Below are 12,888 nucleotides of genomic sequence, written 5' to 3'. Positions count from 1 at the left end.
CTTTTGATTACTCCAAAAACACAAAACCCCCCCAAAAACACCCTTCTCTTTTCCCCCTGCCCCCCCGCCGGGGGGGGGGGGGGGGGGGGGCCCCCCCCCCCCCCCCCCCACCTCTCCCGCTCCGCCCCGCACATCCGGCTGGTACTGCGCTCTTTCACCGTGGAATCGCTCTCACCGCCCGAGGTGCGCACCCGGGACGTGGACGGCCTGCTCGCTCCTCAGGGCTTCCTCCCCGACGACATGCCTCACCTCAGCCTCTTCCGGGACCGCTGGGTGCTGGTTGCCGACGCGGCGAACACCACGGTCAGCGACAGCCCCACTCTCGCGGAACTGCACGAACTCCCCTGGGCTTCCGCCTTCGAAGGCCCTTCCCGCGCCCCCGCAGGTTTCGACGCGAGGCAGTGGGCCAAGATGACCGAGCGGGCCCAGGTCGTCGTCGACTCCTTTGCAGCCATCCCCTTCTGCATCAAAGGGACCTCGCGAGTAGCGCTGGTCCAGGAACGCTACATCCATGCTCTCGGCAACGACCTGGGTCTCCGCGTTCTGGAACCGCCCTTTACGATCGAGCCCTTCGAACTCGCTTTCTGGTGGCACCCGTTCTACGAAGAGGACCCTGAGCACACTTGGCTGCGCCGCCAACTCGTCGACATGTACGCGATGGAACAGCCTGAAAGCGCCCCATAGACCGCACGGATACTGACTGTGGTCCTCCACTCCGAGAGACCGTCATCGTCCTGCCGGGGGCCTCGTTCTTCGACTCCGCCCTCTCCTTCGGCATGATCCGCGGCGGACACATGGACACCGCCGTCCTCGGTGCCGTGCAGGTCTCCGCGAACGGTGATCTCGCCAACCGGATGATCCCCGGAAAGATGGTCAAGGGCATGGGTGGTGCCATGGACCTCGTCCACGGCACCCGCTGCGTTCACCGCGTCATCACCGACCTCGGTGTCCTCGACGTCACCGACGTCACCGACGCCGGCCTGAGCCTGAGCAGCGCCTGCTGACCACTGGTGTATTCGCCGCGCGGAAGATACAGCAGGCCAAGGCGGCGCCGAACAAATAGACCGGATCGATAGCCGCCATCGATTAGCCCTATCGGAATACATCTGTACGTAACCGACCGACATACCTAGCATTGCCGCCATCTTGAGAAATTTCGCTGCGCGCCCGCGCGGCCCTCTTTTATCCAAGAAAGTCAAAGGGGACGACCTTGGCGGAGATATCACAGGCCCTTGAACGGCCGAAGAGCACACCGGAGAAGGCTGCCACGGCACGTCTGCTGGCGCCCATGGCCGCAGCCTCCCTCGGGCTCTGGCTGACCGTCCTGACACCGATCATCCTGGTGCTGCCCGACCGCGTGGGCGACCTGACTCCGGACAGCAAGTCGACCAACCTCTCGATCGTCCTGGGCTTCGGGGCCCTGGCCGGCCTGGTGGCCAACCCCCTCGTCGGCTGGTTCAGCGACCGCAGCGTCTCACGCTTCGGCATGCGCCGCCCCTTCCTCCTGGGAACCTCGGTCGCCGCGGCCGCCGGCCTCCTCGTGATCGCCGCCGCGGGCAGCATCCCCGTTCTCACCCTGGGCTGGTGCATCACCGCCGGAGCGGCCAACGGCATGATGGCGGTCCTGTACGCCCTGCTCCCGGACCACATCCCGGTACAGCGCCGCGGCTTCGTCTCAGGACTGTTCGGCATGACACAGGCCGCGGCGGGCGTGATCGGGACGGTGGTGGCCAGCACAGCCCCCCTCGGCGCCGCCCTCGGTGTGCTCGGCCTGTTCGGCGTGCTGTCCGCCGTCTGGCTGGTCGTCGTTCTGCCGGACCGCGTGGCCGAGACCGACGAGCACACGCCGTTCAGCCTCAGGAAACTGGCCGGCTCGTTCTGGGTGAACCCGGTCCGGTACCCGAACTTCGGCTGGGCCTGGATCAACCGCTTCCTGATCTTCATGTCGGTGTCGTCCGTCATCAACTACCAGCTCTACTACCTCACCGACACCCTCGGCCTGCACAAGGATCACGCCGGCGACCTCGTGACCGTCTCCACCGCCCTGCAGACCGTGGCGGTCCTGCTCACCGCCGCTGTGGCCGGCCGGATCTCGGACCGGGTGGGCCGGCGTCGGGTGTTCGTGCTCGGTGCGGCGCTGCTGGCGGCGGCGGGCATGCTGGCGCTGGTCTTCAACCCCAGCGAGACCGGCTTCCTGATCGCCATGGTGATGATCGCCGTCGGCGAGGGGGTGTACTTCGCCGTCGACCTGGCCCTGGCCACCCAGGTCCTGCCGGACAGCGAACAGGCCGCGGGCAAGGATCTGGGCGTCTTCAACCTCGCCAACCAACTACCCCAGTCCCTCGCCCCCGCCGTGGCACCGCTCTTCCTCGCCATCGGCGGCACCGGCCACAACTACACGGCTCTGTACACCGTCGGCACCCTTTACGCCATCGTCGGGGCATTCTCCATCCTGCGCGTCCGCGGCGTTCGCTGAAAATTTCTCCTTAATAGACCTGATCTATAGCGGCCATTGACAGAAGGCATTTCCACGGAAGTGCCGCACCTGGCAATGTGTCCAACAGGTAACAACAATTATCGGAGACCGAACACATGAGGAGCCGCAGATGACAATTGTTTCCAAGGGACTGATCGTCGGGGGCGGAATTGCAGGTCTTTCGTCGGCAATCGCCCTTCAGCAGGCCGGAGTGCAGTGCGATGTCGCCGAGATCGGCGATCTCCGCCCCGTCGGCGCCGGCATCGGACTCGCCGGCCGCGCACCCGACGCGCTCGACGAGCTCGGCGTCTACGACCAGGTCGTGGCGACCGGCCAGCTCGGGCTGGGGCGTCCGGTGATGTACGACGCGGCGGGCGGCGTCCTCTCCGCCGCGCCGCCGCCGGACGACATTCCCGGCGCCAGGGAACCCATCGGCGGCTACCGGCCGGCCCTGGCCGAGATCCTCGTCAAGAGGGCCACCGAACTCGGCGCGCGCGTCGAGACCGGCATGTCGATCGAATCCATCGTGGACACCGCCGACGCAACCGTCGTGACGATGACCGACGGGGAGGTCCGCAGCTACGACTTCGTGATCGGCGCGGACGGGATCAACTCCCGCACCCGCTCCCTCGCCTTCCCCGACGCTCCCGAAGTCCGGTACGCGGGACAGATGAGCATCCGCTGGGTCTTCCCGAGCGACCCCGTGGACGGTGAGGGCTGGTACATCTCCGGGGAGATGGGCCGGATGGCCTTCTACCACCAGCCCTACCCGAACGCCATGTACTGCCCCATGGTCCTCAACCTGCCCAGGACGAAGATGTCGCAGCAGGAGGCCTACGAGTTCGTCAAACGCTTCCTCGACACCTACACCGCACCCGCGATCGTTGAGCTTCGCAAGCATCTGACCCCCGAGTCCGAGCTGATCGTACGGCCGTTCGACTGGATGCTGATGGGCAAGCCCTGGCACCGCGGCCGGACCCTGCTGATCGGCGACGCGGCGCACGCGACCACAGCCCACATGGGTATGGGCGGGGGCATGGCCCTGGAGGACGGCGTCGTGCTGGCGCAGTGCGTCACCACCGCCGCCTCGCTGGAGGAGGCCTACGAGACGTTCTTCGACCGCCGTTTCGAGCGCGTGAAGACCGTCGTCGAGACCAGCGTCACGCTGTCCGAGCGCGAGCAGCAGAACCTGCCGCCCGGCCCTGAGAACGGGCGACTGATGGGCCGGGCGATGGGCGTCCTCGCGCAGCCGTACTGACATCTGACATCCACCTGACATCTGACATCCGCATGCAGACACCCCGAGGGAGTACGTCGATGACCGTTCAGGAAGACCTGCTCGCCGTCCTCGCCGACCGGATGGCGATCCAGGACCTGATCGTCCGGTACGCCAAGGCACGCGACACCACCGACCCGGAGATCTACCGGCAGATCTTCGCCCCCGACGCCGTCATCGCCCTGTCGAACGGCAAGGTCATGTCCGAGAACCTGGAGGAGATCGTCGCCAAGTCGCTCAGCGACCAGGTCCGGTTCAACCCGGACCGGCAGGAAGGTGTCGTCACCTATGCCCTCATGCGTCATGACGTGAGCAACATGAACGTCGAGCTCTCGGGCGACACCGCCAGGAGCGACTACTACGTCAACACGCTGGCGTACAACGACGTCGAGAAGCGACCCGAGATCATCGCCGCCGGCCGTATCGAGGACGACTACGTCCGGCGCGAGGGCCGGTGGTGGATCGTCCGCAGCACCCTCGTCATCGGCTGGGGGAACGAGGAGATGGGCAAGCGCCTCCAGGTCGGCGAGCACACACCACCGCAGTACCGCCGCTGAAACCCGCCGCCCGGACCGACGGCCGGTTCGCCCTCCGCCTCGCGACGGACGCACCGTCCCCCGCACCCAAGACCACGGAGAAGCAGCGCACATGAAGTTCGCCACCTACTCGCCCCGGACCGCTGCCCCGCCCACCACCGCTGCCGCGCACCCGGCCGACCCCGACCTCGGCCCGGCCCGGGCCGGTGTGATCCGTGACGGTCTCATCCACCCCCTTCCCGAGGGCGTCACCGTGTTGTCGCTGCTGCGCTCCGGCACTCTCGGCGAGGCGGGTGCCACGGCCCTCGCCCAGGCGCCCGGCCCGCGGCTCGCGGACGTCCGGCTGCTGCCACCCCTGACCCCGCCGTCGATCCGGGACTTCGTCGGCTTCGAGGCGCACATCGAAGGGGTCTCGAAGTCCCTGGACGGCCTCGAACACGTCCCCGAGGAGTGGTACAGGGCGCCGAACTTCTACTTCACCAACCCGCACGGCGCCTACGGTCCGTACGACGACGTCCCGGTGCCGGCGGGCTGCTCCGTGCTCGACTTCGAGCTGGAGGTCGGGGTGGTCATCGGCCGCTCCGGCCGCGACCTCACCCCCGAGCAGGCGCGCGAGCACATCGCCGGCTACCTCGTCTTCAACGACTGGTCGGCGCGTGACCTTCAGAAGCCCGAGAAGAACCTGGGCCTCGGCTTCTCCAAGGGCAAGGACTTCGCCAACACCCTCGGCCCCTACCTGGTCACCGCCGACGAGGTCGAGGACCGGCGGGACGCGGACGGCTTCCTGGACCTGGAGATGACGGTCACCCTGAACGGCGAGCTCATCGGCCGGGACACCCTCGCCAACTGCTCGTGGACCTTCGAGGAGATGATCGCCTACGCCAGCCGGGACGCCTGGGTGCAGCCCGGTGACATCCTCGGCTCCGGCACCTGCGGCTGGGGAGCGCTGGCCGAGCACTGGGGGCGGGCCGGCGAGCGGACGCCGCCGCCGCTGTCCCGTGGTGACGTCGTGTCCCTGACCGTGGAGCGGCTCGGCACAGTGACCAGCCTCGTCGTGCCCGGCCGCGCCGACGCGTATCTGCCCCGGGCCCGTAAGCGCGGGCGTACTCCCCGACCCGTCGGCTGAACGCCGGCATCCCGTACATCTGGAGACCGCCGTGGGCCTCGCAGCGATGGACCTCAACCTCCTGGTGGCGCTGGAAGCGCTTCTGGAGGAGAAGAACGTGACCCACGCGGGCATGCGGCTCACCCTCAGCCAGTCGGCGATGAGCGGACAACTGGCGCGGCTGCGCAGGCACTTCGGTGACGAACTGCTGGTCCGGGTGGGGCGGCAGTACGAACTGACGCCGCTCGCCGACCGGCTCCTGCCGGTGGTTCGGGCTTCACTCCTCAAGGCCGAGGAGGCGCTCTCCCTGACCCGGCGGTTCGAACCGGCCCACAGTCAGCAGCGCTTTTCGGTGGTGATGTCCGACTACATGATGACGGTCATGGTCGAGCCGCTGCTTCGGATCATCGCCGAAGAGGCCCCCGGCCTACGGATCGACTTCCATCCGCTGGTCTCCGGCGAACCCGAGTCGGAGAACCATCTGCGCTGTCACGACCTCCTCGTGGCCCCGCTCGGTTACCGGCTGCCGGGGGTGAGCGAGGTCGTGGTGCACGACCGGTTCGTCTGTCTCGTCGACCCCGACAACCCGCGCCTGGTGGACGGCCGGCTGACCCTGCGCGACCTCGCCGAGATGCCGCACGCCGCATCCGCCTTCGGTAAATCCCTCACCCCTGCCGACCGCCAACTGGAGACGCTCGGCATCGAGCCGAAGATCCAGGTCAGTGCCCCAGGCTTCGGGGTGCTCCCGTTCCTCGTGAGCGGCACCGGCCTCGTGGCCCTGGTTCCCGAACGCCTCGCCGACCGATACACCGCGGTCACGCGTTGTGCGGCCGTCGAGCCGCCCTTCCCGGATGTACGCCTGGTCGAGGCCATGTACTGGCACCACAACCGGCACACCGACCCCGCCCACCGCTGGCTGCGCGAGACGGTCCGCGCGGTCGGCGCCGCTCTGGACGCCCCAGAGGCCGGCGCGTCCGCTGCCCCGAATGCGGCTTCCTGGCGTGAGCGGGAGAAAACCAGTACATGTCCTTCGAGGGTCTGAAGGAGTCTCCCAGCTGCGGCTCGGCGTCTCCTGGCCCCCGTTGAACAATTGCCATTCGCGACTGGCTACTTGGTCACTCGATCCCGCCGGTTCGCGGCTTCGGCATGGTCTCGGAACTCTGCTGCCCGAAGCTCAATACGACCAGGGGAATCCCCGTGCGACATCGGCGGCAGCGAGGCGTCGCGTCATAGACGCCATCAATTTCCATTATCGGCGACGCTCATAAGCACGAGGCTCCCGACCCCTGGGGCGCAGGGCCTACCGTTGCGGCCGATGTCCGGTGGCACACGTCATCACGCAGCCTCAACAGAGCTTGGCATGGGCCCGGACGGCAGTTGAGCCGTCCTCGGAAGCAGGAGCACAAATGCGCTACGCCCGCGACCTCCGCCGTACGGCAATTGCCGCTGTCACCCTGGGTGCGCTCAGCACACTCGCCGCGTGCGGTGACGCCGAAAACCCCGCCGACAGCAATTCCGTGTCGGAATCCGGTAACGCCGGTTCCGACAGCAAGACGATCATCTTCTCTACCGCCGACCCCAGTGCCCCGGCATTCCAAGCGCTGGCCAAGGGCGTGAAGGCCTATGCAAATGCCAAGGGCTACAAAGTGATAGCGCAGGATCCCGGCAACAGCGCGCAGACTCAGCTCAGCCAGCTGGAGAGTGCGATCACCACCGGTCAGGCCGCGGGGGTGTACGCGCTGATGGTCGACCCGAAGTCCGCGGGCCCCGCGCTCGAGGCGGCACAGAAGGCGGGCGTGCCGATGGTCACGAACGGCGTCCCCGCCGACTACGGCCTGTCCGGTCCAGTGCCGGGGGTGACCTTCGACGGGACCGACTACACGAAGATCGGCAAGCAGGTCGGAACCGAACTCGGCACGTGCGTCAAGGAGAAACTCGGCGGCAAGGCCGACGTCATCCTGCAGGCCAGCATTCCCGGGACCGCCGGGGCGAAGGAGACCGAGGCCGCCGAGAAGGCCGCCCTGAAGTCGACCGCCCCCGGCGCCCGCATCGTCAGCGAGATCCAGGTGACCACGGATGTCGCCAAGGCCCAGACGGACATGAACAGTGCCCTGCAGGGCCATCCCGACGCCCAGGCGGTCCTCGGCAACATCGACGAGGGTGCGCTCGGCGCACTCGGCGCCTACGAGGCGGCGGGCAAGGACCTGACGTGCCTGGTCCACCAGGGGGGAGCCGACGAGACCAGGGCCAAGGCCAAGGAAGGGAAGATCTACGCGATCATCGCGCTGAACTTCCAGGGGGACATGCAGCAGTCCATGGACACCCTGTTCAAGATGATGAAGGACCCCGAGGCGACCGGCGAACAGCTCACCGTCCCGGTGGAGATCGTGAGGGCCGGCCAGTGACCGGCACATCCACGAGCCGGCCCGACGTGCCGACCGGCGACGAGAACGAACCGGCCGGCGATGAGGGTGAGTCCACCGGCGACGGCGGCCGTTCGACACACCCCCGCGGCCCCCAGCAACTGCCTCGGACGGTATCCGCGCTCGTCTTCCTGAGGGACCAGGGCGTCTTCGTGATCTGGGGTCTTCTGATCGTGGTCTTCGCGTTCATCGGCCGGCCGTACTTCTTCACCGTCACGAACGCCGTCCTGGTGGCCAACGCGGCGGCGATCACGGCGATCTTCGCCGCCGGGGTCGGCATCGGCGTCATGACCGGTTCCCTGGATCTGTCGCTCCCGGGAACCGCGGCCGTCGCGAGCTGCGTCTGCGGCCGGCTCCTGACACACGGCAGCCCGACCTGGCTGTCGCTGCTCGCGGGGCTCGCCTGCGGCGTGGTCGTCGGCCTGCTCAACGGGCTGATCGTGCTGCGCGGTTTCAACCCCGTCATCGTGACCATCGGCGCCTTCTCGGTGCTCTCCGGTCTTGCCGCCGTCATCGCCGACGGCGACAACTTCCCCGGCCTGTCCCAGCTCAAGTTCATGGGCACCCACCACTACTTCGCCACCGGCGACTTCACCGGCATCCCCGGTCCCGTCTTCATCGTCGCCGCCGTCTACATCGTCGGCTACCTGTTCCTCACCCGGACCCGGGGCGGCCTGCGCGTCATGGCGGTGGGGGCCAACGCCGAAGCCGTACGGCGCGCCGGCATCAACAGCGGCGCCTACAGAGTCCTCGGCTTCGTCGTCTCCGGGACCCTGGCCGCACTCGGCGGCCTCGTCAGCACCGCCACCGTCACCCAGGCCGGCCCATCCGCCGACCCCTCGATCATCTTCAGCTCTCTCACCGCCGTGTCACTCACCGGAATCGTGCTCTCCGGCGGCCGCGGCAGCCTGCCCCGGATCCTCGTGGGCTCGCTCATCCTCGCCACCATCTCGAACGGGCTCATCATCCGCGGCGTACAGCCCTACTGGTCGACGGTGTGCACCGGCGCCCTTCTGATCGGCTCGCTCTTCCTGGAACGCGCCGTCCAGAACGGCGTCGCGAGCCGACTGATGGACGCCAACCTTTCGGCCCACCAGAAATAGAACACACCGAGGAACCAGGGAATCCAGGGAGCAGGCATGCCAACACCCGCCATGCAACTGTCCGGTATCGAGCACCACTACGGATTCGTACGCGCCCTCGACGGCATCGACTTCCGGATCGATCCCGGGGAGGTCGTCGGCCTCCTCGGCGACAACGGAGCGGGCAAGTCCACCTTGCTGAAGGTGATGTCGGGCGCACACCGCCCGAGCCACGGCACGATCCGCGTACACGGCCACCAGCGCTCCTTCCACGCACCGAGGGACGCAGCGGCCGCCGGGATCCACATGGTCTACCAGGACCTGTCACTGGTGGAACCCCAGGACATAGCGACCAATCTCAACCTCGGCCAGGAGATCCTCCGACGGGGCCCGTTCGGCCGGCTCGGATTCGTCAACCACAAGGCGCAGCGCCGCCACGCCGAGGAACAGCTCGACCGGCTCGGCGTCCGCACCGCGCCCATGACCCGCCCGGTGGAACTCCTGTCGGGCGGCCAACGCCAGGTCGTCGCGTTCGCCAGAAGCGCCATCCGGGCCGCCGGGAACTCCCGCGGGGTGCTCCTGCTCGACGAGCCCACAGCCGCACTCGGTTACGAGCAGACACGCCAGGTGGAGGACCTGATCCGCAAGCTGGCCGAACAGGGCACGGCGATCGTGGTCGTCTCGCACGACCTGCCCCTGTGCTACGAGGTCACCCAGCGCATGGTCATCCTCAACCGAGGACGCAAGGTCGCGGACATTCCGACAGCCGACGCGGACAGTGACCACGTCGTCGGCTGGATCACCGGCTCCCGGCCCTCGATGTTCGCATCCTGACGCGCGTCGCCCCGCCGCGGCGAAGGGGCTCACTCGGATCACCGGACGGGGACGGCTCGCAGAAAAGCATCGGCGAAGGTGTCGCACACCGCGAACCCCTCGGCATCACCAGCACCCCCGGCGAAGGCGACGACGGCCACAGCGACACCGAGACCGGCTTCCACCGCGCCGAACATCTCCTCCAGATCCCCGAGGACACCGCCGTCCACCGACACATCTGCGGCGGTCGCGAAGACACCGAAGCCGGCTTCTCCCCGTTCGACCGCTCGCTGTGGAACCGCCGCATGATCGCCTTCGGCGCCGAAGCCCAGAGCCTGGTCGTCCTCGGCTTCCTCCTGGCCCAGAACGCCACCGGCGCCGCCCGCTACCAGGAAGACCCCACCTACTCCGACGCCGAGTCCAAAGCCACCGACCTCAGCGACAAAGGAGAACCCCGCCGATCATGAACCGGGCTGAGGTGTCAGCCTCGGCGCCACCACCCCAGCCGAATCCGCTAACCTGTCAGGGACCGCTCTCAGTGGCGGTCCCTGATCCTTGCCACAACGGGGATGAATGCTCACTCAGAGTATTCAGCCACGTTTTACGCAAGGCCCCGCCTTCGTAGCTCAGGGGATAGAGCACCGCTCTCCTAAAGCGGGTGTCGCAGGTTCGAATCCTGCCGGGGGCACAGCAAAACGCCAGTTCAGGGGCCCTCCCGTCCGTCGGACGGGAGGGCCTCGTGGGCCGTCCGCTCATCGGCTGGCCCACGCAAGGCGCACGCCCGGTCTCAGCTGTCCACCGTGACTGGCACACCACCCAGATCTTCCACGACGGTCCACGGCCTGCCACTCCAGTCTGATCGCCAGGGCGGTGTATACGCCTACCGAGCCTGCGTATCAGCCCTCCGCCGAGGGCGTCAGCGAAAGCTCTCCGGTGCGCAGTGCCGCGATCACTCCGCCGTCCATCAGGAGGTCGGCGCCCGTGATGAAGCCGGCCTGTCGGCCGAGCAGGAACGCCGCAGCCTCCGCGACTTCGTCGGGCGTGCCGACGCGCTTTGCGGCCGACGTCTCGATCATGCGGCGGTATCCCTCGCTGCCGGGACCGGACATCTCGTCCCGGGCCAGGGGCGTCAGGATGATGCCGGGGCTGATGCAGTTCACGCGGGCCGCGCGCTTGCCCCAGGCGACAGCCATGGCCTGCACGCGCAGGGCGTTGGCCCGCTTGGACAGGGCGTAGGCCGCACCGGAGTTGCCCACCTGGTCGGGCTGCAGGAATGGCAGGGAAAGCAGCTCCGCGGTCTCGGCGTTGGCGAGCGCGTGCTCGATCTCTGGGACGTACGGGCTCTGCATGTGGCCTGCCATGCTGGAGATGACGACGCCTGCGCCACCGGAGGCGATGACGCGCGCGAACTCGTCGAGGACCAGTGCGGTGCCGAGCAGGTCGACGTGCAGGACCCGCTCGGTGGGCGCCTGGACCGGTGAGACGCCCGCGGTGTGCACGACCTGGGTGACGGGGCCCAGTTCGGCTGCCGCGTCGGCGAGGGCGGCGACCGCCGCGCTGTCGGAGACGTCGGTGACCCGGGTCGTCACGTCGTAACCCTCACCGCTGAGCAGGTCGGACGCGGTGTCCAGGGCCTTCTCGCTGTAGTCGGCGAGCAGCAGGGTGCGGCCGTTGCCCACGCGGCGGGCGATCGCGAGGCCGATGCTGCCCGAGCCGACGACGACCGCTACTTCTCTTGCTTTGTTCATGGTCGGATCCTTGAGAGTCGAAGAGGGAGGGGTGGGAGGTGTTCTGCCGGTGGGCGCTCAGTAGGAGCGACCGCCTTGCGTCACGGGCAGGGCGTCGAGTTCCGCCAGGTCCGCGGCGCTCAGCTCGATGTCGGCCGCGCCGGCGTTGTCCAACAGGTACTTGGGCGCGTCTTGGTGCCGGGGAGGGGGATCACGTACTCGCCTTGGGCGAGCACTCATGCCGGCGCAGCCTGGGCAGGCGGTGCCCCGAGCCTCTCGGCGATCTGCTTGACCCTGTCGGCGATGGCGAGGTTCTGCCGGAGCGCGTCCTGCTGGATGGGGACCCCGGCCGAAGGCTGGGGGGAGGGCCAGGCCGCGGCGGAAGTCGTCCTGCGGCAAGTCCTCGAAGGACGAGGAGCAGCAGACTGGGCGCTGTCAGTGGTTGACCAGTCGCATGCCCGGCTCGTGGAGGCGGTCGCCTGCCGCCGGGGCGAGGTTGTCGAGCCGGTTCAGCTGCTCGGCGGTCAGCTCGATGCCGTCGGCGGCGGTGTTCTCCTCGACGCGGGCGACTCGCTTGGTGCCGGGGATAGGTGCGATGTCGTCGCCCTGGGCGAGCAGCCAGGCCAGGGCCACCTGCGCCGGGGTGGCGTCGGCCTCGGTGGCGACCGTCACGACCTCGTCGACGATGCGCAGGTTGCGCTTGAGGTTCTCCTCGGTGAAGCGGGGGTTGTTCGCCCGCCAGTCACCCTCGGCGTAGTGCTGGGTGGAGCGGATGGTGCCGGTCAGGAAGCCATGGCCGAGCGGGGACCAGGGAACCAGGCCGATGCCGAGCTCGCGCAGTACCGGGAGGATCTCGGTCTCCACGTCCCGCGTCCACAGGGAGTACTCGGACTGCAGCGCGGCGACAGGGTGGACCGCGTGAGCACGGCGGATGGTGTCCGGGGCCGCCTCGGACAGGCCGATGCGACGGATCTTGCCGTCGGCGACGAGGTCGGCGAGTGCGCCGATGGTCTCCTCGATTGGCGTGTCGGGGTCGACGCGGTGCTGGTAGTACAGGTCGATGTAGTCGGTGCCGAGCCGCTTGAGGGACCCCTCCAGCGCGATGCGGAGGTTCTGCGGGCTGCCGTCGATGTGGCCCATGGCCCCGCTCCGGTGCGAGTACATGCCGAACTTCGTCGCCAGGACCACCTGGTCACGGCGGCCACGGACGGCGCGGCCGACAAGTTCCTCGTTCACGAACGGGCCGTACGCCTCGGCGGTGTCCAGATGAGTGACGCCCAGGTCGAGGGCCCGGTGGATGGCACGGATCGACTCGGCCTCGTCCGGCTTCTCGCCGGGGCTGAGGTAGACGCCGGACATCGTCATCGTGCCCAGACCTATACGGGAGACTTCCAGGTCTCCGAGCTTGACGTGCTTCACGGTGCTGTTGCTCCAGGGTTCTCGCGGGTGT

The 12,888-nt window shown here is 68.2% G+C and carries 14 protein-coding genes, 1 tRNA gene and 2 pseudogenes; 13 read left to right on the top strand and 4 right to left on the bottom strand.

Features of this window, described 5'->3' with window-relative positions; translation table 11 throughout:
* Positions 1–3: 3 nt before the first annotated feature.
* The 10 genes and pseudogenes from ACFWPQ_RS22115 (at position 4) to ACFWPQ_RS22070 (ending at position 9,732) form a co-directional block, all read left to right on the top strand.
* Complete coding sequence (locus ACFWPQ_RS22115) at positions 4–684, top strand: LysR substrate-binding domain-containing protein (protein WP_384037424.1); 681 nt, start codon at positions 4–6, stop codon at positions 682–684.
* A pseudogene (locus ACFWPQ_RS22110) lies at positions 684–1,004 on the top strand (CoA-transferase); the annotation flags it as partial. The gene ACFWPQ_RS22115 and the pseudogene ACFWPQ_RS22110, both read left to right, overlap by 1 nt.
* A gap of 284 nt (positions 1,005–1,288) precedes the next feature.
* On the top strand, positions 1,289–2,476 hold the full coding sequence (locus ACFWPQ_RS22105; protein WP_384037215.1) for an MFS transporter: 1,188 nt from the start codon (positions 1,289–1,291) through the stop codon (positions 2,474–2,476).
* A gap of 130 nt (positions 2,477–2,606) precedes the next feature.
* The gene (locus ACFWPQ_RS22100) at positions 2,607–3,734 is read left to right on the top strand and encodes an FAD-dependent monooxygenase (protein WP_384037212.1); all 1,128 of its coding nucleotides are present in this window, start codon (positions 2,607–2,609) and stop codon (positions 3,732–3,734) included.
* A gap of 59 nt (positions 3,735–3,793) precedes the next feature.
* Entirely contained in the window at positions 3,794–4,309 is a 516-nt protein-coding gene (locus ACFWPQ_RS22095) for a nuclear transport factor 2 family protein (RefSeq protein WP_384037210.1), read from the top strand.
* Positions 4,310–4,400: 91 nt separating this feature from the next.
* Positions 4,401–5,414 (top strand): fumarylacetoacetate hydrolase family protein, encoded by a 1,014-nt coding sequence (locus ACFWPQ_RS22090; protein ID WP_384037207.1) that lies wholly within the window; start codon positions 4,401–4,403, stop codon positions 5,412–5,414.
* Positions 5,415–5,445: 31 nt separating this feature from the next.
* Positions 5,446–6,435 (top strand): LysR family transcriptional regulator, encoded by a 990-nt coding sequence (locus ACFWPQ_RS22085; protein WP_384037204.1) that lies wholly within the window; start codon positions 5,446–5,448, stop codon positions 6,433–6,435.
* Positions 6,436–6,715: 280 nt separating this feature from the next.
* Positions 6,716–7,798 (top strand): sugar ABC transporter substrate-binding protein, encoded by a 1,083-nt coding sequence (locus tag ACFWPQ_RS22080; protein WP_384037201.1) that lies wholly within the window; start codon positions 6,716–6,718, stop codon positions 7,796–7,798.
* The gene (locus ACFWPQ_RS22075) at positions 7,795–8,919 is read left to right on the top strand and encodes an ABC transporter permease (RefSeq protein ID WP_384037198.1); all 1,125 of its coding nucleotides are present in this window, start codon (positions 7,795–7,797) and stop codon (positions 8,917–8,919) included. The genes ACFWPQ_RS22080 and ACFWPQ_RS22075 overlap by 4 nt, the downstream gene beginning before the upstream one ends.
* 36 nt (positions 8,920–8,955) lie before the next feature.
* Positions 8,956–9,732 (top strand): ATP-binding cassette domain-containing protein, encoded by a 777-nt coding sequence (locus ACFWPQ_RS22070; RefSeq protein WP_384037195.1) that lies wholly within the window; start codon positions 8,956–8,958, stop codon positions 9,730–9,732.
* Between the two features lie 38 nt (positions 9,733–9,770).
* On the opposite strand, the gene ACFWPQ_RS22065 is transcribed toward ACFWPQ_RS22070, so the two are convergent.
* The gene (locus tag ACFWPQ_RS22065) at positions 9,771–9,941 is read right to left on the bottom strand and encodes a hypothetical protein (protein WP_384037192.1); all 171 of its coding nucleotides are present in this window, start codon (positions 9,939–9,941) and stop codon (positions 9,771–9,773) included.
* Positions 9,942–10,016: 75 nt separating this feature from the next.
* On the opposite strand from ACFWPQ_RS22065, the gene ACFWPQ_RS22060 reads away from it, so the two are divergent.
* The 3 genes and pseudogenes from ACFWPQ_RS22060 to ACFWPQ_RS22050 all read left to right on the top strand — a co-directional run.
* Positions 10,017–10,178, top strand: a complete 162-nt coding sequence (locus ACFWPQ_RS22060; protein ID WP_384037189.1) for a hypothetical protein — start codon at positions 10,017–10,019, stop codon at positions 10,176–10,178.
* A 148-nt stretch (positions 10,179–10,326) separates the two neighbouring features.
* A tRNA-Arg gene (locus ACFWPQ_RS22055) sits at positions 10,327–10,399 on the top strand.
* A gap of 48 nt (positions 10,400–10,447) precedes the next feature.
* Positions 10,448–10,570, top strand: a pseudogene (locus tag ACFWPQ_RS22050) (restriction endonuclease); the annotation flags it as partial.
* A 37-nt stretch (positions 10,571–10,607) separates the two neighbouring features.
* Here the strand turns inward: ACFWPQ_RS22050 and ACFWPQ_RS22045 are convergent.
* The 3 genes from ACFWPQ_RS22045 to ACFWPQ_RS22035 all read right to left on the bottom strand — a co-directional run bounded on the left by ACFWPQ_RS22045 (position 10,608) and on the right by ACFWPQ_RS22035 (position 12,857).
* Complete coding sequence (locus tag ACFWPQ_RS22045) at positions 10,608–11,459, bottom strand: SDR family oxidoreductase (protein ID WP_384037186.1); 852 nt, start codon at positions 11,457–11,459, stop codon at positions 10,608–10,610.
* A 57-nt stretch (positions 11,460–11,516) separates the two neighbouring features.
* A complete protein-coding gene (locus ACFWPQ_RS22040; RefSeq protein WP_384037183.1) occupies positions 11,517–11,678 on the bottom strand; it encodes a hypothetical protein in 162 nt (53 codons plus the stop codon).
* Between the two features lie 195 nt (positions 11,679–11,873).
* Positions 11,874–12,857, bottom strand: coding sequence for an aldo/keto reductase (locus tag ACFWPQ_RS22035; protein ID WP_384037180.1), 984 nt, complete (start codon positions 12,855–12,857; stop codon positions 11,874–11,876).
* Positions 12,858–12,888 lie beyond the last annotated feature (31 nt).

The sequence above is a fragment of the Streptomyces sp. NPDC058464 genome (assembly GCF_042721035.1).
Classification (GTDB): Bacteria; Actinomycetota; Actinomycetes; order Streptomycetales; family Streptomycetaceae; genus Streptomyces.
This window is presented reverse-complemented; position numbering and strand designations above follow the sequence as displayed.